General features: G+C 33.8%; 12 protein-coding genes. 10 read left to right on the plus strand and 2 right to left on the minus strand.

Translation table 11 applies throughout. The features are described 5' to 3' along the window. Positions 1-69: 69 nt before the first annotated feature. Positions 70-2,484 (minus strand): TonB-dependent receptor domain-containing protein, encoded by a 2,415-nt coding sequence (locus ACHRWY_RS24675; protein ID WP_395358158.1) that lies wholly within the window; start codon positions 2,482-2,484, stop codon positions 70-72. 322 nt (positions 2,485-2,806) lie between these two features. On the opposite strand from ACHRWY_RS24675, the gene argS reads away from it, so the two are divergent. The 4 genes from argS (at position 2,807) to ACHRWY_RS24695 (ending at position 10,998) form a co-directional block, all read left to right on the plus strand. Continuing rightward, positions 2,807-4,585: an arginine--tRNA ligase gene (gene argS / locus ACHRWY_RS24680; RefSeq protein ID WP_395358160.1), complete on the plus strand. Its 1,779-nt coding sequence runs from the start codon at positions 2,807-2,809 to the stop codon at positions 4,583-4,585. 364 nt (positions 4,586-4,949) lie between these two features. Beyond that, a complete protein-coding gene (locus tag ACHRWY_RS24685; RefSeq protein ID WP_395358162.1) occupies positions 4,950-5,660 on the plus strand; it encodes a hypothetical protein in 711 nt (236 codons plus the stop codon). A 680-nt stretch (positions 5,661-6,340) separates the two neighbouring features. Then, a complete protein-coding gene (locus ACHRWY_RS24690) occupies positions 6,341-9,514 on the plus strand; it encodes a SusC/RagA family TonB-linked outer membrane protein (protein WP_395358164.1) in 3,174 nt (1,057 codons plus the stop codon). A gap of 11 nt (positions 9,515-9,525) precedes the next feature. Then, on the plus strand, positions 9,526-10,998 hold the full coding sequence (locus ACHRWY_RS24695) for a RagB/SusD family nutrient uptake outer membrane protein (protein ID WP_395358166.1): 1,473 nt from the start codon (positions 9,526-9,528) through the stop codon (positions 10,996-10,998). 89 nt (positions 10,999-11,087) lie between these two features. Here the strand turns inward: ACHRWY_RS24695 and ACHRWY_RS24700 are convergent, their stop codons facing one another. Further along, positions 11,088-11,990, minus strand: coding sequence for a DUF6607 family protein (locus ACHRWY_RS24700; protein ID WP_395358168.1), 903 nt, complete (start codon positions 11,988-11,990; stop codon positions 11,088-11,090). Between the two features lie 104 nt (positions 11,991-12,094). Between ACHRWY_RS24700 and ACHRWY_RS24705 the strand changes: the two genes are divergently transcribed. The 6 genes from ACHRWY_RS24705 to ffh all read left to right on the plus strand — a co-directional run bounded on the left by ACHRWY_RS24705 (position 12,095) and on the right by ffh (position 22,240). Then, entirely contained in the window at positions 12,095-14,248 is a 2,154-nt protein-coding gene (locus ACHRWY_RS24705) for a TonB-dependent receptor plug domain-containing protein (RefSeq protein WP_395358170.1), read from the plus strand. Between the two features lie 14 nt (positions 14,249-14,262). Continuing rightward, the gene (locus tag ACHRWY_RS24710) at positions 14,263-15,678 is read left to right on the plus strand and encodes an HmuY family protein (RefSeq protein ID WP_395358172.1); all 1,416 of its coding nucleotides are present in this window, start codon (positions 14,263-14,265) and stop codon (positions 15,676-15,678) included. Positions 15,679-15,958: 280 nt separating this feature from the next. Next, positions 15,959-17,443 carry an SGNH/GDSL hydrolase family protein gene (locus ACHRWY_RS24715; RefSeq protein ID WP_395358174.1) on the plus strand — a complete coding sequence of 495 codons (1,485 nt, stop codon included), beginning with the start codon at positions 15,959-15,961 and terminating at the stop codon, positions 17,441-17,443. Next, positions 17,436-18,857, plus strand: a complete 1,422-nt coding sequence (locus tag ACHRWY_RS24720; protein ID WP_395358176.1) for a GDSL-type esterase/lipase family protein — start codon at positions 17,436-17,438, stop codon at positions 18,855-18,857. The genes ACHRWY_RS24715 and ACHRWY_RS24720 overlap by 8 nt, the downstream gene beginning before the upstream one ends. Position 18,858: 1 nt before the next feature. After that, positions 18,859-20,544 carry an MBOAT family O-acyltransferase gene (locus ACHRWY_RS24725; protein ID WP_395358178.1) on the plus strand — a complete coding sequence of 562 codons (1,686 nt, stop codon included), beginning with the start codon at positions 18,859-18,861 and terminating at the stop codon, positions 20,542-20,544. 343 nt (positions 20,545-20,887) lie between these two features. Then, positions 20,888-22,240, plus strand: coding sequence for a signal recognition particle protein (gene ffh, locus ACHRWY_RS24730; RefSeq protein ID WP_395358180.1), 1,353 nt, complete (start codon positions 20,888-20,890; stop codon positions 22,238-22,240). Positions 22,241-22,347 lie beyond the last annotated feature (107 nt).

Consider the following 22,347-nt stretch of genomic DNA (forward strand, 5'->3'; position numbering starts at 1 on the left):
CCTGGAGTTGGCAAACACCAGGCTTTTCTTTTCTACAAGAACTATTAAAATCTACTCTTAAAAGTGGGATTAAAACATTCCGCCACCACCTTTACTAGTGTTATCTTCTCTTTGTTTACGTTCCAGGTTTTTAATTTTTGCACCACCAAAATTATAGGTTAAACCTAAATAAACGGTTTGGCTTTCCCATTTAAATTGTCCTTCATGTGCATAAGGATACATCGAGTCAAAAGAATATTTCATCGTATTGAACACATCGTTAAAACGTAAACTGATGTTCATTTTATTGTCTAACAATGTATAACGTGAACCTATGTCCATTTTGTACATTTCATGACTGTTATTTTGAAGTCCGTCAACTCCACCTCTGTAAAAACCAAAGGCCAAAAAGCTTAAACGCTTGTTTACTTTAAAATTCGAATTCATACGGCCATTAAAAGCAGCAACAGTAACTTTTCTTTCAAGTGGACTGCTGGTTTGTGTTACCGGGTCGTATGCAAAAACAACTCCCTGTTGATTGATGCTTGAGAAATCAATAGACGGCTGGATATCCCACCATTTTGTGATTTTATAATTGAAAGAAACCTCAAAACCATAAGAAGTATTATGATCATAGTTCGTATAAGTCAGAATTTGTTTGTTACCGGTTGGGTCTGTATCATCCGGGTATAAAATTCTGCTAATCTGGTCATTAATGCTTCTGTAAAACACACCTGTAGTAAAGCTCCCTTTTTCCAGGGTTTTAGTATAATTTATTTCTACCGAATTAGTAAACTGAGGTCGTAACTCCGGATTTCCTAATGAAGTAACTAATGGAGTAGAGAACTCACGAATAGGCTTTGTTTGCTCTAAACTCGGGCGGTCTACACGACGGCTATAACTAAATTGCAAGGTGTTTTTCTCATTCAGATTATACGTTACGTAAGCTGATGGATATAAGGTAACATAGTCATCATTGAATTTTTCAAGCCCCTGATTTAAATTAGCGACTACTTTATAACTTTCAAAACGACCTCCCAACTGGTAACTGAATTTTTTAAATTTCTGACCAAATGTTACATAAGCGGAATAAATATCGGTATCGTAAGTATAATTAGAAACCGGAAGTGCTGCAAGCGGGTTTCCTGTAATATAATAATTATCCGTTTTGGTGATTCTGGCTTCGGCACCGGCTTCAAGAGTTGTTTTATCGTTTAATGGATTTACGTAATCAACATTTAAAGTGGTTAGTTTGCGTGTTCCTTTTATATAATCATCATACACAACATTATTTTGAGTATTGTCGTTCTTTATGGTCTGAGTATCAAAAGAAGAATATTGCGTTTCTTTATTGTCACTGTAATTCCCTTCAAAATCTAAAGTATGACCTTCTTTTTTAAAGATATGTTTGTACGCCAGATTATAAGTCCCAACCTGATCTGGTCCTGAATATTTAGATTTTTGAAAAATATTGGCTACCTCAGAACCTGCTACATTGTCGTAATCAATACCAGTATTTACAAACCCTTTACCATTTGATTTATTTTGATTGGTGTAAAAAGATAAGGTGTTATGATCATTAATTAAATAATCCATTCCAATTTTATACAAATAAGAATCATTATCGTTTAGAACATCAATTTTCTGAACAACATTCGGGTCGAACCTTTTGATGAACCCATCGTTCTGGTAAGTTCCAAAGTTCTGCCCCACATTACCAAAGAAGTTTACTTTCCCTGTTTTGTAATTCAGGTTTAAAGATTGGTTGTATTTGGCCGTTTCCCCAAAAGTGATTCCGCCACTGTAGCTTCCGTTGAAACCAGTATTGGTGTTTTTGTGTAAAACGATATTGATGATTCCAGACATTCCTTCCGGATTGTACTTGGCACTTGGATTTGTAATCAACTCAATTTTTTTGATCGACGTTGATGGAATTTGTTTTAATAATTGGGCAGGGTCAATATTCGATGGTCTTCCGTCAATTAATACACGAACATTGTCGTTTCCGCGAAGCGAAAGCTTTCCGTCCTGATCCACATTCACAGATGGAATGTTGTTCATAATATCAGATGCCGAAGCTCCTGCAGTAGTTAAATCTTTTCCGACTGTAATAATTTTTCGGTCAATTTTTTGTTCTATTGTTGAGCGGTCACTTACAATATTTACACCTTTAAGCTGAGTAGCTTCTTCTTCAAGAGCAACATTGACTGTCGCTGTTTTTTTATTGTCACTTAAAATAACAGAAGCCACATATTTTTTAAATCCAATGTATTGAATTTCGACAGTATAACTTTTTAACGCCAGATTTTTGATAGTAAAATTTCCGTTATCGTCTGTATTAACTCCTGAAACTACTTTTCCGTTATCTTTGATTGAAACTGTTGCATAAGAGATTGGTGCGTTATTCGATTTCTCAGTAATTTTCCCGGAAACTGTTCCCGTGTTCTGGGCTTGTGCTGTTGCCATTACACCCAGTAATGCGAACAGAAAGAATTTTAATTTCATAATGTGTTATTGATTATTTTGATTTGATTGATGATGATTGCTTTTTTGTTTTTGTTAGATTTTTTTTCTTTGAACGAATTCAAAACTCTTATTTAAGACTCCTTTATCGTCGATATGTTACAGGAAAAATTAAAAAAGATTTTGTTTTTTTTAAGAAGTGCTGTTTTTTAATAGATTAGCGTTTTGATTTTTTGATAATTTTAACAATCAAAACAAAATCCTTTTTGAGAAATTCAGAACGTTTTGTTGTATTTTATATGTTTTTCATTTTCTGTAATTGATGAATAAGCAGTATCTTTGCTCACTTTAAAAATAAGTTTACATGTCATTATCACAAATTCTTACACCTTCTATACAAAAAGCAATACAAGCATTATTTGATGTTACTGTTGATAAAATCGAATTTCAAACTACCAGAAAAGAGTTTGAAGGCGATATTACAATGGTTATTTTTCCTTTATTGAAAGTAATCAAAAGCAATCCTGCCGAATTAGGAAATAAAATTGGAAATTACTTAGTAGAAAATGTTACAGAAGTAGCACGCTTTAACGTAGTTTCGGGATTCTTGAATATTGTAATTGCAGATAGTTATTATTTGAGTTTCTTTAATGAAATAAAAGACAATAACAAGTTTGGATATGTTACACCAAATCCGGATGAGAAAGCAATTATGGTCGAATATTCTTCGCCAAATACCAATAAACCTTTACACTTAGGCCATGTTCGTAACAATTTGTTAGGATATTCTGTTGCCGAAATCATCAAAGCTTCAGGTAAAAAAGTATACAAAACACAAATCATCAACGACCGTGGAATCCATATTTGCAAATCGATGCTGGCCTGGCAGAAATTTGGAAATGGCGAAACTCCCCAAAGTTCAAATTTAAAAGGAGATAAATTAGTTGGTAAATATTATGTTGAATTTGATAAAGCATATAAAGCTGAAATTTCACAATTAACGGCTACAGGTAAAACCGAGGAAGAAGCTAAAAAACAAGCGCCCATTATTATTGAAGCGCAGGAAATGCTTAAAAAATGGGAATCCGGAGATGAAGCGGTAATTTCACTTTGGAAAATGATGAACCAATGGGTTTATGATGGTTTTGCTACCACTTACACCAATCTTGGAGTTAATTTTGATAAATACTATTATGAAAGTAATACCTATTTATTAGGAAAAGATGTTGTTCAGGTGGGTCTGGATAAAGGTGTTTTTGAAAAAGATCCTGATGGTTCCGTTTGGATCGATTTGACTGATGAAGGCCTGGATCGTAAAATTGTATTGCGTTCAGATGGTACTGCAGTTTATATGACTCAGGATATTGGTACTGCAATCCAGCGTGTAAAAGATATGCCCGATGTTGGCGGAATGGTTTACACAGTGGGTAACGAACAGGATTATCACTTTAAAGTTTTGTTCCTGATCCTGAAAAAACTTGGTTTTGACTGGGCTTCAAGCTTATATCACTTATCGTACGGAATGGTTGATTTGCCTTCAGGAAAAATGAAAAGCCGTGAAGGAACTGTTGTAGATGCTGATGATCTGATGCAGGACATGACCGATACGGCAAAACAAATCTCGGAAGATCTGGGGAAATTAGACAGTTATTCTGCCGAAGAAAAAGCCAAACTATACAAAACAATTGGCCTTGGAGCTTTGAAATATTACATTTTAAAAGTAGATCCTAAGAAACGTATTTTGTTTAATCCGGAAGAGTCTGTTGATTTTGCAGGAAATACAGGTCCGTTTATTCAATATACCTATGCCAGAATTCAATCGATCATCCGTAAAGCCGATTTTGATTTTTCAGCGATAACGAATACAGAAGAATTACACGAAAAAGAAAAAGAGCTGGTAAAACAAATTGAACTTTTTCCGGAAGTAATTCAAAATGCGGCCCAGAATCACAGTCCTGCGTTGATTGCAAATTATACGTATGATTTAGTAAAAGAATACAATTCGTTTTATCAATCGGTACATATATTAGGAGAAACAGATTTAACTAAAAAGATATTCAGAGTGCAGCTTTCACAAAAAGTAGCCGAAGTAATAAAATCAGCATTTACTTTGTTGGGAATTGAAGTTCCGGAAAGAATGTAGTTTACATCAATAGTGTTAAGATCTTAAGAGCCGTTAATTTTATAATTACCGGCTCTTTTTTTTATTTAAAAAAGAATAAGAGGTTTTGAATTTACGGTTTTGATTCATTTGATTGCGGGATCGTAAATGAAATTATGATGATGAAAAGGTTAAAGATTTTGCGAATGAATTTTCGTGTAAAAAAAATGAATTAACATTTGTAAATATCCTTTTTATATCTATGTTTACACTAAGAAAATAACGTATAAAAATTGTCTGTAATACCACTGTTTAAAAAAAGTTATGCGGCTTTTTTTTAAAACAAAAAGCAATCGAGGAAGCCGAAAATCGTAAGAGTAGGCAAGAAATTTAAACCCAAAAACCAATGATTAAAAAAACATTACTTTTAATGATGCTTCTTTTTGTATGTTGCACAATCAATGCACAAGAGCTAGTATCGCCTTCTTATGGATTTTCTCACAGTAAAACAGCCTATATTACTTTGGCAGACGGTACTGAAATCAACGGAACTATCAAAGATATTGATAGAGACAAAGGATTAATTGAGTACATTAAATTACAAGACGGGGCTGGAAAAAAACACAAACTAAAACCGGAAGACATTAAATTTATGTACTTGCCTCCAAGCGGACTTGACAACTTAGGAAAAAAACTTAATTTTCTTGAAGATTTCAAAAAATGGAATGACACAAAATTAAACCAGGATTTCTTAAACCAGGGTTATGCTTATTTCGAAACTGCGGATGTTAAAATCAAAAAAAGAAACGAGAAATTATTAATGCAGCTTCTTAATCCTGGATTCAGTAAAGAGTTTAGAATTTACTGCGATCCTTATGCTAAAGAAACGGCTTCTTTAGGAGTTGGTGGTGTTAAATTTGTTGGTGGTGACATTAAATCATATTATGTTGCTAAAAAAGATTCACCGGCATTTTTGCTTAAGAAAAAAGATTACAAAAAAGAATTTCAGCCATTATGGGGAAGCTGCGATAAAGTAATTTCAGGATATCCGGAAATTAAATGGACAGAATTCGTAAAACACGTTATCACGTATTCTGAATGTGTTGATCCAAGCTAAGATTGCACTTCATATAAAATACAAAGTATTATAAAGTTAAGAAATCATAATGCTAAAAAGAGCCGATAGTTTAAAAAACTATCGGCTCTTTTGTTTTATCTAATTTACTAATTATAAATATTACTTATAATGTTAATTTTTATTTAATTGTAGGTTATTTCACATTGTTTATGTAGTTTTGCTTTATTATTGAAAATAACCACTACATTTTCATAAACAAATTTTTCTTATAATTTGTAAAATTATAGAATCCACCTTTTACTTACATCACTTTTAGTGAATAAATGATTTACAATAGTACTTCTTGTTTTTCCGTAAACATATTTATAATAATTCCTTTTATTTGTTTTAACTATTTTGATTAGTATACATTTTTAGTAAATAAAATTTAAGGATAATGAGCCGTCTAGATTTATTTTTAGACGGTTTTTTTTATACATATCAAAAAGTCTGGTTTTAAATTTTTTTACAAAAATTATTTATTTAAGATAATTCTCATCGGAATACTGATGTTTAGTTATTTTTCTCTTTTTTTACTCTACTAATTAACATAAAATATATTTTAATTGTTTTATTTTTTAGTAAAAAAGCTACTTTTATAAAAGTTAAACTGTGTAAAATTCTCGTTAAAATTATTTTAATTTTTTAAGTTCGCCCTAATAACTCAAAAAAACAAAATAATGAAACAAAAATTAAAAAGTTTAGCGATCCTTTTTTTTGTTTTTGCTTTGCAATTAGCATATGCGCAAGACAAAAGAATTAGCGGGATTGTTTCTGATGATTCAGGACCAATTCCAGGTGTTAACGTTTTACTTAAAGGAACAAAGAATGGCGTACAAACCGACTTTGATGGTAAGTATTCTATTCAGGCAAAAACGGGAGATATTCTTTTATTTTCCTATATGGGTATGGAGGATGTGACTATTACTGTCGGTAATTCTTCAGTAATCAACGCAAAGATGATAGGTGGTGGTAAAGCTTTAGAGGAGGTGGTTGTTGTGGCTTATGGTAAGGTAAATAAATCTACTTACACAGGATCTGCTACTCAAATTAAGTCTGAACAACTTGAGAACAGACCTTTGACAAATGCTTTGTCAGTTTTAGAAGGAAGCACTTCCGGAGTTCAAATTCAGAGCTCAGCAGGACAGCCCGGATCGGCGCCAGAAATCAGAATACGAGGATTTAGTTCTATTAATGGATCAAATACGCCATTATATATTGTTGACGGAGTTCCATTTGCCGGAGATATTAGTGCTTTAAATTCTAATGATATTGAGAGTTTAACAGTTTTAAAAGATGCTTCTTCTACATCGCTTTATGGTTCCAAGGCGGCTAATGGCGTTATTATAATTAATACAAAGACAGGAAAATCAGCTAAAGATAAATTCTCGCTAAACGTGAGTACCGGTATGACTTCAAGATCGATAAAAGATTATGACAGGGTAAATGTTTACGATTATTATCCTTTGGAATGGGAAGCTATTAGAAACAGCCGTCCAATGGGTACACAAGAAGAAATTAACGCCGCTAACCTGTATGCATCCGGTAGAGTTCCTGTAGTGTTAGTGACAAATCCGTTTAATGTTCCGAATGGCAGTATTGTAGGAACTGATGGGAAATTAAATTCAAATGCACAATTATTATACCCTGATGACTTAAGCTGGGAAAAACAATTGGAAAGAGCGGGAGTTCGTCAAAATATAGATTTTTCTTATCAAGGAAAATCAGAAAAATCAAATTACTTCGCTTCTTTAGGTCATTTGAAAGAGGAGGGATATATTCAGAAATCAAATTTTGAAAGAACAACCGGACGATTGAATTTAAATACCAGTTTAAATGACTGGTTTAAAACTGGTATTAATATTTCAGGAGCCTTAACTAATTCTAATTTAGGGATTGACGGTGTAGAAAGTAATAGTTCCTTTAGGAACCCTTTTAGAACAATGAGAACAATGGGGCCTATTTATCCGGTTTTTGATCATACTGAAAATGGAGATTATCTGTTAGATGCTAAAGGCAATAAAGTATATTCAACTGTTCGTGGCTCTGGCGCCTCTAATGGCAGAAACGTTGTATATGAAACGCTAAATGACACAGATAATATAAAAGGATTGGCTATTTCTGCAAGAACTTTCTTTGAAGTGAAATTTTTAAAAGATTTCAAATTCACGACTAATATTTCTATTGACAAGTCTTATTTTAATAGAACTTTTACTTATAACACTTTGATAGGTGATGGTGCGCCGACAGGTTTAATAGGTAAAAACGATAAGATATTAACTGGTATTACCTATAACCAATTACTTAATTATTCTAAGAAGATTGGAAATCATAATTTTTCTGCATTACTGGGTCATGAAAGTTTCGATTATGAAAGAAACTGGACAACAGGTACTAAAACAGGTCAGGTTGTACCAGATAATACAGAATTTGTTAATTACGCTACGACTACAAATTTAAAATCTTATACAAGAAATTACGCAACTGAATCTTATTTCTCAAGAGTGGGATATGATTATATGGACAAATATATTTTTTCTGCATCGTTGCGTAGAGATGGATCTTCAAAATTCGCTAAGGATAATCGTTGGGGGAATTTCTGGTCATTAGGGGGAGCATGGGTAATGTCGAGAGAAAATTTTCTTGCTAACAATTCATGGATTAATGATTTGAAATTGAGAGCCTCAATAGGTGAAGTAGGAAATGATTCACACATAATTAGTGATACTAATGACGCAGACTCAAAAATTGAAGGATTGAACTATTATGTAAGCCAGCCTACTTATAGTTTAGGTTATGATAATGGAAGTGAAGGGGGAGTAATTACTTATGCTGCTGCTGCACCAAATTTGCAATGGGAGGTTAATACTTCAAAAGATATTGCGGTTGAATTTGCATTTTTTAAGAACAGGCTAAAAGGAAGTATCGAGTATTATAATAGAAATACAGATGGACTTATTTTCGATGTGCCAAATCCGCTGTCATCAGGATTAGATAATAGAGTTGAAAATATTGGGTCTATGTATAATAGAGGTTTTGAGGTTTCGCTTGATGGTGTAATTCTTAAAACAAATGATTTTTCGTGGAGTTTAAATGTAAACGCGTCTACTATTCATAATGAAATTACAAAACTGCCGCAAAAAGAAATAATTACTAAGACAGGAAATAAAAAACTTGCTGTTGGCAGATCTATATATGATTTTTGGTTAAAAGATTGGTATGGTGTAGATCCGGCAGATGGATATGCTTTATATGTTGCTGATCCTGATAAAATGGGAGTAAATGATGCTACAGGAAGAGTTGTAAATGGAGTAAATGTAACAACAGATCAGAATAAAGCTTTATATCACTATGCCGCTTCCGCAATTCCTGATTTGTTTGGAAGTTTTGGTAATACATTTAAATATAAAGGAATTCAATTGGACGTTATGTTCTCGTACCAATTAGGAGGTAAGATGTATGATACCAATTATTCAGCTTTGATGCATACAGGTAATGAGTATGGGGCTGCATTAAGCACAGATATTTTAAACAGGTGGCAAAAGCCCGGCGATATTACAGATGTTCCCCGATTAGATGTAAATAGAAATACGCAATCTTCTGCTGCTTCAGATCGATGGTTGGTAGGATCAGATTATTTAGCCCTGAGACAAATTAATTTATCTTACAAAATGCCTTCGGATTTAATATCTAAACTAGATATTGACAACGCGACAGTTTATATAAACGGTGAAAACTTATTACTATTTACTAAACGTCAGGGAATGGATCCAACTCAAACTTTTAATGGAACAACTCAAAACAGGTATATTCCTTCCCGAATAATTACATTAGGTTTTAACTTAAATTTTTAAATTTCAATAGTATGATATCAAATTATATAAAACAAGTATTTTTTATAATAGCGGTAGTTTTCTTGTCATCTTGTTCTGATGATTTCTTGGATAAAAAGCCAACAGAGTTTGTGGATTATGATGCTGCAACAAAAACAACTGAGAATTTAATGACTACTTTGAACGGGATTCACAGGTCTTTATATATCAGATATGAAAATCAAAGTGAATCTGGTTTAGGAGGACTGATGCAACAAACCGATATTGTAGGAGATGATATTGTTTTTCCAATAACGAATGGTTGGTTTTTGACAGTATACAATTGGAGCGCATTAAATAATGAAAATGCTCAGGATCTTCGTTATCCTTATAGAACATATTACAGGATAATAAGAAATGCTAATACAATAATAAATGCGACAGATGTGGCTATTGGTGCAATTGCAGATAAAAATATTGTAAAAGGGCAGGCTTTGTTGTACCGTGCTTTTTGTCATTTTCAATTGGTACAATTATTTGGTAAGAGATATGTAAACGGAGAAACTAACTCACAATTGGGAGTTCCAATTGTTTTAACTGTTGGAAATGATAATTTTCCGCGTTCTACAGTAGAGGATGTATATGCCCAAATTAATAAAGATTTAGACGAAGCAAATACCTTGTTAATTGGATATACAAAACCAAATAATTCTCATTTAGACCTAAAAGTTGCGCAAGGATTAAAAGCACGTGTTGCTTTGACCCAGGGAAATTGGGCATTAGCTGCGGATTATGCTAATAAAGCCAGAGCAGGAATGAATTTGATGACTATTACAGAATACCGATCAGGTTTTAATGATTATACCAATAAAGAATGGATGTGGGGCAGCCATATTAATGAGGTTCAAACCCAATATTTTGGGAATTTTGGAGCTTATATGTCGAGGAATTTTAATTCAACAGTTATACGTTCTTGCCCTAAAGCAATAAATAGTAAACTTTATGATATGATTCCAACGACAGATGTACGATCTACTATATTTGATAAAACAGGTAAACATACTGAGTTAGCACTTTCTTCCGTATTTGTGAAATTTCCTTATACTAGCCAAAAGTTTTTATCAATAAGTACTGGAGATGGCAGATGTGATGTTCCCTACATGCGTGTAGCCGAAATGTATCTTATAGAAGCAGAAGCAAAAGCCAGGTTAGGGCAAGCTGACGCTGCTACAGTTCTTTTTGACTTTGAGAAAGCTAGAAATTCTGATTATGTTTTGTCATCAAATACAGGACAATCTTTAGTTGATGAAATATTATTACAAAGGCGAATAGAATTGTGGGGAGAGGGATTTAGATTTTTTGATTTAAAAAGAACAAATGCTTCCTTGGATAGAACTGGGGCAAATCATGATTCTGGAATTGTCAATGGTGTTATGAATGTTTCGTCTACTGATAAGAGATGGCAATGGCTTATTCCTAAAGTAGAGATTAATGCGAACCCGTTGATTGTTCAAAATGAGCTGTAAAAAACAGTAAATTGTTTTTTACAAAGAAAAAAGCCTATAGTTCTTAATGAACTATAGGCTTTTTTAAATAATAACTAACTCAAATATTTTTATTTTACAAACTTGTCAATAATGGCGTCTGATTCTGCTTTTGTAGCAGTTGGTTTTAAGTCAAACAATAGCGAGTAAAGTGCTTTTCTGTCTACTTTAGCTTCTAAGTTTAAGTCTTTATGTCTGTCAAAAAGCGTTTGCCATTTGTCTCGAACATTTTTCCAAAGCGCATTATTTTCCTTCCACCATTTTTGAGCGGCAAGACATTTAATGTCCGGAACTTTAGTATAAATGTCAAGTCCTTTTTCTTGTGCTAACAAAACATCTTTTGTGCCATCAGTACGAACCAATTTGTCATTGTCCTGCTCATGATTCCATCCTGTAGCTGTAATTTCGTGAATGTTTCTTCTTTTTAAAACATTATAGTCATTACGAATTGTTTGTTCTCTTCTCGGTAAAGGGGCATCAGCAACATTTGCCCAGTAATCTTGTCCGTCAACATGTACCCAGGTTGAAGAACCTTCATAACGTGGACTATCATCTACCTGATATACTTTTTGAGTCCATTGTCCTTTAACGGCTTTTTTGTCCAGTTTTTTATATTTCCAGGAAGTTCCTTTGTCAAAGGAATACAAGTCTGTGTTTTCATACATCCAGTCTTGTCTCCAGTGTTTAATGATCATATCGTCACTTACTATTAATAAGTGCTGCATTACAATTTTATTTGGAGTGTCTTCTAAAAGCTCTACCCATTCTAAAGCAGATTCATGTTTAGTTGGCGATGGCTTATAAGTAAGAGAATCTTTAGGATATTGAAAAGTTTCGGTGAAATTAAACTTTACTTCATAGCAACCACACATTGATTTTATTGATTTGATGTCTTGCTGCTTTTTGTCCTGACTGAAACCAAGGCTACAAGTCAAAGCCATAACAGCTGAAAAATAGAGGCTTTTTGTAATCATAACTTATTGTTTTGTTTTTATATTTTCGCAAATATATGTATTTTATTTAGAACAAATAAAAATAGTTTCTATATTTGCGTTGTTATTAAGACTTAATAAAAATAATGAAAATAAAATTTACCCTTTTTGTGGTTGTTCTTTTTTGTCAAATTTCTGTTGGACAGGTAAAGGATACTATTGCATCTCGAGAAAAACTTTCTGAAGTTGTTGTTACAGGACAGTTAGAGCCACAATCTATTAAGAAATCGGTATTTAATGTTCGAGTGATTACTAAAGAGAATATAAAGCAACTGGCTGCAAATAATTTAGCTGATGTTTTAAATCAATACTTAAATATTACAGTTCAGAATAGTGGGAGCGATGGACGTTCTACGGTTTCAATGTTCGGATTAGATTCACAGTATTTTAAAATTTTAGTAGATAATATACCATTAGTAAGTGATACAGGTATGGGAACTAATGTTGATTTAACACAGGTAAATCTAGACGATGTAGAACGTATCGAAATTATTGAAGGTTCAATGGGGGTTACTCATGGGGCAAATGCTGTGACTGGGATCTTAAATATTATTACAAAGAAAGGCGGGTCTAATAAATGGGATATCAGCGCAACTATTCAGGAAGAAACGGTTGGTAATGAATATTCACTTACTGATAAAGGACGACATATTCAGTCAGTTAAAGTTGGACATAAATTTAATGATAACTGGTATATTAATATTGGTGGTAATCATAATAATTTTAAAGGTTTTTATGATGATAAACAAGGTAAAGATTATATTGTTAATGATGGTTTGAGGGGGTATTCGTGGCTGCCAAAAGAACAATGGGTTGGAAATGCAATGCTTGGATATCAGAAAGATAATTTCAAGATTTTTTACAAATTTGATTACTACGGTGAAAATGTAGATTTTTATAGTCCAGTGTTAGTTCCTCAAGACAATTATCCTTTTCCGGAAACTTTTTTTGCAAGGGATAAACGTTATTTGACAAATCGTTTTTACCACCATTTGAATGCCAACGGAAAGCTCTTTTCCAAATTAAATTATAATGTTTCTGTGTCACACCAAAAACAAGAACGTGATGCTGAATTATTTGATTATCAGTTAGAAACAAAGAAAGAATCTAACAATAACAGATTTACATATCAATCTAAAGAAGTATTTTATTCTACTGGAACATTAAGTAATTTCTTCAACAATAAGAAAGTAGATTTTCAATTGGGATATGAAATCACAAATGAAAATGGTTTTTATAGTGGTGCAGCGGGAACTTTTTTAGATAATGTACTGCAGTCTGTAGATGTTAGAAAGAGATTAGAAAATTATGACATCTTTACAGTTGCTGAAATTAGCTTATCAGATAAACTTTCAATTCGTCCGGGACTTCGTTACTCAATTCAAAATACTTTTAAAGATCAGTATGCTAGTTCGTTAGGTTTGAGGTATCTTTTCAAAAAAGGATTAGAAGTAAGAGCTTCATTAGGTAAATCATATCGTACTCCAAATTTTGATGAGCTTTATACTTATTTTGTTGATTCTAATCATAACGTGCAGGGGAATCCTAATTTAGTTCCAGAAAACAGTACATCATACGAAGTAAGTTTTAAAAGAGTCTGCGATTTAAAGTCGGGTGCACAGATTGCTAATAATGTTGCAGTAACTTTTTTAGATGTTGATGACAGAATTGATTTGGTATTGACACAAATTACACCTTCAAAATATAAGTATATTAATATCAACAAATATAAAATGTGGAATATTTCGACCACAGAGCAATATGCATATAAAAACTGGAATGTAAAAATTGGAGCTGCTCTAGTTGGAATTTCTCAAAAACTTGATTTAGCAGAGTTGGGTATTACCTCAGATGATAAATTCTTGTATTCTTTACAGTTAAACTCTAGCATATCGTACAATGTTTCAAAATGGAATACCTTGTTTGCACTTTATTACAAATATAATGGACAACAGCAGCAATATGCCACAGGAACTAATGAAAAGGGCGATGCTGAATTTTACCTAAACAAAATTAATCCATACAGCTGGATGGATGCATCTGTTCGAAAATCATTCTTTAAAAATCAATTTGAAGTTACAGTTGGAGCTCGTAATTTATTCGATATTAAGAATGTGCAGATTACTCAGGGTAATGGAGGTTCTGGCGGGGGAACTCATGCAGCTGGTCCGCAAGCCTTGATGCTTGGATATGGACGCTCTTACTTTCTTAAACTTACTTATAACTTAAATTTTAATTAAATATATTAAATACTATGAAAAATAACTTTATCTTACTTCTTACGTTCGTCTTTCTTGCTTTTACAGCATGTAATAGTGACGATAATACTCCGCAATCAGATGTTGCTGTTGCGTTTGCTGAAACTTCGTACAATCTGACAAGTGATGCAACACCAGTTCAAATAAAATTTTCTAAGCCAGCTCCTGTTGCCGGAACGATTACTCTTGATGTAACTGAAACTGCAGTGGCTTATACTACTGATTATACAACAACTCCTGCTGCTGCTGCAAAAAAAGTGGTTGTGCCTTTTGCAAAAGATGCAACTTCGGTTGAGTTTACTTTTAATAAAATTAAAAATGCAGCTGCATCTGAAGTTAAAAATGTAGTTTTTACTATTTCAGGAACTTCTTTTGGTGGGCAGATATCAAGTAATAAAACAATTCAGTTAAACTTTAATGAAGCAGCATCTTTAGGAACAGCTTTGTCACCAGAAGTTGGAGGTCCGTTAGAACCAAATCAGGTTTATATTGATTTGAGCAGTGGAAAAATGACAACTGCAGTTAGAAATTCTTGGGATTTAGGATTTTATTCTGGTGCTGATTTTAGAGTAGTATTAAACGGTTCTGTGAAAATGGCAGCGAAACAATTAAAAAGCACTAATATTGACGAAGTTCAGGTTGCCGATGAAACTATGATTATTGCGCAGGGAACAGGATTTTCTGATCAAGTTGATGATTCAGCAGGGGATATTACAAAGACGGCTATTGCTGCGATTTCATCTACAGATTCTGATAATAAAGTATATTTACTGTACTTAGGTAACAAACCTGCTGCCGCTGCACCAGTTTTAGGAAAAGAAGGAGCTGTTGGAGGAGACGCAAGAGGATGGAAAAAAATTAGAGTTTTAAGAAGCGGAAGCGACTACAAAGTTCAATATGCTGATATTGCTTCAACTACTCACGAAGAAATTGTAATTTCGAAAAATAGTGCCTATAATTTTACATTTTTAAGCCTAATCGATAAAAAAGTAGTAAATGTTGAACCGCAAAAAAATCAATGGGATCTTAACTTTACAACTTTCGTAAACGTTATTCCTAATGGAGCAACAACGGTACCGTATTTCTACCCGGATTATGTTACTAACAACTTAAACGGTAATGCAAAGGCTTACCAAGTTTTAACTTCTGCGTTTACTTATGATGCTTTTACATTAGCAAATGTTGATAATACTAAATTTACTGCAGATCAGAGAAATATTGGGTCGAACTGGAGAAGTACTAGTGCCCCAGGTCCTGATGGAAATCCAATGACTCAATTTGTATTGAGAACAGACCGTTTCTTTGTAATTAAAGACCCTGCAGGAAATGTTTATAAATTGAAATTTACAGGTGGTGCTAAAGCTGATTTAGAAAGAGGTCACCCAACATTCCAATATGCTATTTTGAAATAAATTATTAAGACAAAAAAATTAAAGATTATAAGGAACATTTTGTTCTGGTTTTTAATATAAAAACATTAAAATTCAGTTAATCATTAGCTTTGTTTTTTTATTTTTTTTTTGATAAAGAGGTTAGATTTTCTAACCTCTTTTTTTTGTTTTATTTTAATGTTAAAAACAATTCATAAATTAATGTTTAATTCTATCTTTGCGCATTACTTTTTTATAAGGAATTAATAGGAATTTTGAATAAAAATTTTAACAGACCCTTTCTTCAAATTTATAATTACTAGTGAATACAAAATCTTATTTTTTTCAGTCTTTCTCAATTGTCGCATTGGCATTCGTCGCTTTCATTGGATTTAAGCAAATCCTGCCTGATAAAATTTTCCCGGATAGTAAAGTTGATTCTAAAAACGTACTGATCGACAGTTTGCTTTTAGAGTCTGTAGCAAACGATTCCTTATCGCAAAAAGATGATGGTCTCAGCGAAGACGAAAAGAAGGAAGCCAGGGAGAAAATCTTTTTTGATGCTTCAGAAGGAATCGAATTTCCATCTGAAACTTTCGATAACTATAAAGGATATCAGTACCTGATTTCTTTTTATGAAAAACTATATCAACTCGAAAAGAACCCGCAAGCCAAAGTAAGGATTGCTTATTATGGCGATTCCATGACAGATGGTGATTTGATCGTACAGGATGTCAGATCCAATTATCAGGAACGTTTTGGCGGCAACGGAGTTGGATTTGTTTCCATCACTTCAGAGTCAGCAGCGTCAAGAGGATCGGTAAAATCGACCTATTCCAAAAACTGGAAAACACTATCATATTTAAATGTCAAAAATCCAATTAGTCCTTTTGGTGTAAACGGGCATGTGTTTTTTGCCAATGATAAAGCCAATACGACCTGGGTTCAATATGAAGCAGGTCTAAATAAATATGCTACAACTTTAGACAATCCAACCCTGTTTTACGGAAGATCAACCAAAAAAGGGAATGTGAATTTTATTATCGGTAAAGATACACTTCGTAAAAGCCTTGTTCCGGGTAATCTGGTCAATTCCCTGAAAGTAACATCGGGAAGTATCAAATCATTCAAGGCAAATTTCATACATGCAGATTCAATTCCGATTTATGGCTTTAATTTTGATAACGGAAGTGGAGTTCATGTCGATAACTTCTCCCAAAGGGGAAATTCAGGATTGCCAATCTCGATGTTCAATGCCAGCGTAATGCAAGGTTTTAATAACACTTTAAAATACGATCTGGTTATTTTGCATTACGGAACCAACGTTTTAAATTACGGGACCAAGAATTATTCCTGGTACCAAAAAGGAATGACAAAAGCGGTCAATAAAATTAGGGAATCTTTTCCGGGGGTTTCGGTTTTGATTATTTCAACAGCTGATAAATCGACGAAATACGATTTAGAAATGAAAACCGATTCTGCCGTAGTTCCTTTAATGAAAGCACAAAAAAGATATGCGCTTGAAACAGCATCCGGATTCGTAAATTTATATACCTTAATGGGAGGCGACGGATCAATGGTGAAATGGGTAGACGAATCTCCTGCAAAAGCCAATAAAGATTATACGCACTTTAACCAGCGTGGTGCAAAAGCGATTGGAAAATTGTTATACGATCAGTTAAATAAAGGATACGAGCAGTACAAAGTATTACGCGAAAACAGAGCAACTGATGTTGATAAACGGAAAACAGTCAGGAAAACAAATGCAGATTCCGTATCTGTAAATAAAGATAGTGTAAATGAATAGACTTATTATTTTCTTTTGTTGTCTCTTTTTCTCAACCAATGGTGAAACAGAAAAGACAGATTCAACACCAATTACTAAAAATATGGTTCACAAAGTCGATACAACAGCAGTTGATTCTTTTTCGGAGGACAGGATCTACAATGCAGAAGTTTTAAATAATGTTTTTAAGAAGTTGAAGGAAAATGAAAGCAACAATAACCAAAAAATAAACATTACACACCTTGGAGATTCGCATATTCAGAGTGATTTAATGACCAACGAAATTAGAAAAAACTTACAGCAGAAATTTGGAAATGGAGGGCGTGGTTTTGTTTTTCCGTATCAGCTGGCCAAAACAAACGGCTCCTACAACGAAAGATTTTATTCTAACAGAACCTGGGAAAGTTATCGCAATATCCATCCCTTTAAAAGTCTTCCGGTGGGATTAAGCGGAATAGCGCTTTGGAGGGACAATGATGGTTTTGCAGTCGAATTGAGAATAAAAGATGCGGCTTATAAGTTTAATTCTATTTATATTATTACGCCGCAAAATCAGAATATGTTTAATTTGTCGACAGCATCCCAAACCAAAACTATTCAGTCTACAGAACGTAAAATAATAACACATAAGATTAAAAAGGGAGAAGCCATTTCGACAATTGCCGATAAATACCATATCTCAATTGCCGATATAAAAAGAGAAAACCGCTTAAAATCAAATAACATTCGTGCCGGCAGGACATTAAAAATCTTAACGAACGAAACAAGGCCCAAAAACATTACAAGTTCAGAATTTGTTCCTTTAGATTTAGAATCAGACTCTTTTTCTCATTCGTATCATTCTGATAAAGCACTGGATAAAATATTCCTGATTCCAAATAAAAATGCCACTAAGTATGAACTTAACGGCCTGGTATTAGAGAAAGATGCGCCGGGTGTAATTTATAACAGTATTGGCGTAAACGGAGCGAAATTCTCCGATTATAATAAGTATCCTTTGTTTTTTGATCAATTAAAAGCGTTGCATTCTGATTTGATGATTTTATCATTAGGGACAAATGAAAGTTACGATCACATGGAAGCTGCCGCTTATATAAAAGAATTGCGTGAGTTTATAAAAAACGTAAAAGAGCAAAATAGCAATGTTGCCATATTGGTTGTCACTCCGCCTCCTTCTTTACTGAAAGCGAGAAGACCAAATATTTATATTCATGATTATGCAAAAAGTATTATTGAGATTGCAAAAACAGATGGTTTTGCAGTTTGGGATTTATATGATGAATTTGGAGGAATGGACGGAATCCGAAATCTAAAAGCATCCGGTTTAATTGGTCCGGATTGGGTTCACTACTCTAAAACCGGATACGAAAAACAAGGAAATTTGTTTACAGAGGCATTTTTAAAAGCATACGATAATTTTAAATTAAGAAATTAAGTTGATTACAATAGATAGCATAAATAATTGGTTTGTTCAAAATTTTGGCAGCGTTACTTTAGAACAGGCTAAAGGTTGGTTTATATATAATCCCGAAGAGAAACTCTTGTTTAATACAGGTTTATTTTTAGGATTGTTTCTCGTTTTTTATTTTGTGTATGCTTTTTTACGCAAAACATTTTATTTGAGATTAACGTACGTAATTCTGTTCTCGCTTTTCTTTTATTATAAGTCAAGCGGAATTTACTTTTTGTTGCTCTTGTTGTCCTCTGTTGTAGATTATGGCCTTAGCCAGATCATTTACAGAGAAGCAAAAGACAGCCGAAAGAAAATTTACCTCGTAATAAGTGTTATCCTGAATTTAGGATTACTGGGGTATTTTAAATACATGAACTTCATGATTGTAACCTTTAACGATATGTTTCATGGTAATTATCAGCTTCATGATGTTTTTCTTCCGGTCGGAATTTCGTTTTATACGTTCCAGTCGATGAGTTATATTATCGAGATTTATCGTGAAGAAATTAAACCTACAAAAAATTACATCGAATATTTATTTTTCGTTTCCTTTTTCCCGCAATTAGTGGCCGGGCCAATTGTGAGGGCAAAAGATTTTCTTCCGCAGATTTATCAAAAATTAAACCTTACCAAGCAAGACGTAAACAATGCTTTGTTTTTGATCATTGGCGGGTTAATTAAGAAAACGGTAATTTCCAATTACATTTCCATAAACTTTGTTGACCGTGTTTTTGACACTCCAATGAATTATACCTCATTTGAAAATTTAATGGCATCTTATGGGTACGCCATTCAAATTTATTGCGACTTTTCGGGTTATTCAGATATGGCCATCGGAATCGCTTTGTTGCTGGGATTTAAATTGCCTGCCAACTTTAGAACGCCATACAAGTCAACATCGATTACAGATTTCTGGAGAAGATGGCATATCTCGTTATCAACCTGGTTAAAAGATTTCTTGTATATTTCTATTGGAGGAAACAGAGAAGGAACATTTGCCGGATTTTTATTTCCAAGTTTATTCTTCTTCGGATTATTGCTTTGGGGAATTTCAAATATAAACGAGAGTTTTATTCCGTTAGCAATAGCTATTGGGGCCATCGTACTATTCTCTTTGACATTTTTACTTTCAAAGAAAAAGCACCAAACCTTGGTAACGAACTTTAACTTGTTTACCACAATGCTTTTAGGCGGATTATGGCATGGGGCCGGAGCACAATTTATTGTTTGGGGAGCACTACACGGATTAGCATTAGCTGTGCATAAAATCTTCATGGAATTTTTTCCTTCCAAAAAAGAGGGCAAAGGTTCCAATTTCTTATGGACGTTTTTCTCAATCGTGATAACATTCCATTTCGTAGTTTTCTGCTGGATCTTTTTCCGTGCCCGAGATTTCGAAACAGCTTTGCAGGTTATCAACAATATTGGTCAGCTAACATTCGAACCGGATCATTGGCAGGCGATTGTACTAGGATATAAAAATGTGTTTTTATTGATGCTTTTTGGATACGTTTGGCATTTCTTACCGGAAGTAATCACCTCAAAAATGAAATTCGTTTTCGATAAAACGCCTTTAATAGGAAAAGCAATAATTCTGGGCTTCGTGTATTGGATCGTTTACGCAACAGCAGTCGCAGGTTCACAGCCTTTTATTTATTTCCAGTTTTAGAAAAAAAGGTTCAAAGGTTCAGGGGTACAAAGTGGCAAAGTTTTTTTTTGCTTAAATAAACACAAAAGGAATAATCTCACGAAGTCGCGAAGTAGCAAAGTTTTTATATTCTTTGCGTCTTCGCGACTTCGTGGCAAAAAAAACTAGCGAACTTAGCGTACATTGCGGTTAAAACAAGTATAAAACTTTGCGTCTTCATAACTTTGCGGGCAAAAAAACATAGCGAGCTTTGCGTAAAACTTAGCGCCCCTTGCGGTTAAATCAAAACCTAGATTACAGTTAAATAAAAATTGCCTGAAATACCTAATTAGATTATCTTTGCACTTCAAATAAAGAAAATAGTATGTTTGATAATTTAAGTGATAAGTTAGATAAAGCCTTCCATATATTAAAAGGGCACGGTAAAATTACAGAAGTAAACGTTGCCGATACCTTAAAAGAAGTTCGTCGTGCCTTATTAGATGCCGATGTTAACTTTAAAATTGCCAAAGATTTTACAACCAAAGTAAAAGAAAAAGCAATAGGTCAGGACGTTTTAACCACACTTCAGCCAGGACAATTATTGGTGAAGTTAGTAAAAGACGAACTAACTGAATTAATGGGTGGAGATGTTGCCGGAATCAATCTTTCTGGTAATCCAAGTATTATTTTAATGTCAGGACTTCAGGGTTCTGGTAAAACGACTTTCTCAGGAAAACTTGCGAATTTTTTAAAGACAAAGAAAAATAAAAAACCACTTCTTGTAGCGTGTGATATCTACCGTCCTGCGGCGATCAATCAGTTGCATGTTGTTGGAGACCAGATAGGTGTTGAGGTTTACTCAGAGCCGGAAAATAAAAACCCTGTTGAAATTGCTCAAAACGCAATCAAACATGCCAAAGCAAACGGTTTCAATGTTGTTATTGTCGATACCGCAGGTCGTTTGGCAGTAGATCAGGAAATGATGGATGAAATTGCACGTGTTCACAAAGCAATCCAGCCACAGGAAACTTTGTTTGTTGTAGATGCAATGACAGGGCAGGATGCTGTAAATACAGCAAAAGCCTTCAATGATATCTTAAACTTTGATGGGGTTATCCTAACGAAATTAGATGGTGATACCCGTGGTGGAGCAGCAATTTCGATTAAATCTGTTGTAAATAAACCAATCAAATTTGTAGGTACAGGCGAGAAGATGGAAGCTATTGATGTTTTCTATCCGGATCGTATGGCTGAGCGTATCTTAGGTATGGGAGACGTGGTGTCTCTTGTAGAAAGAGCGCAGGAACAATTTGATGAGGAAGAAGCCAGAAAACTGCAAAAGAAAATTGCTAAAAACGAATTCGGTTTTGATGACTTCCTGACTCAAATTCAGCAAGTAAAGAAAATGGGTAATATGAAAGACCTGGTTGGAATGATACCTGGGGCTTCAAAAGCCATGAAAGATGTAGAAATAGAAGATGATGCTTTTAAACATATCGAAGCCATTATTCACTCGATGACACCAATCGAAAGAAGCAAACCGGCCATCATCGACGTAAAAAGGAAAGCCAGAATCGCTAAAGGTTCCGGAACCAAAGTCGAGCAGGTAAATCAGTTAATGAAGCAATTCGAGCAAATGAGCAAGATGATGAAAATGATGCAGGGCCCGGGCGGAAAAAACCTGATGAAAATGATGGGAGGCATGAAAGGAATGCCAGGCGGAATGCCGAGATAAAAAAAAATAAAAGTTTCAAGTTTCAGGTTTCAGGTTTTGAGACAGAAATTTGAAACTTTTTTAATATAATAAATATGAGTTTCGTTTAACTTGAAACTTTAAACCTG

It is taken from the genome of Flavobacterium sp. FlaQc-48, from assembly GCF_044007335.1.
In the GTDB taxonomy this organism is placed as follows: Bacteria; Bacteroidota; Bacteroidia; order Flavobacteriales; family Flavobacteriaceae; genus Flavobacterium.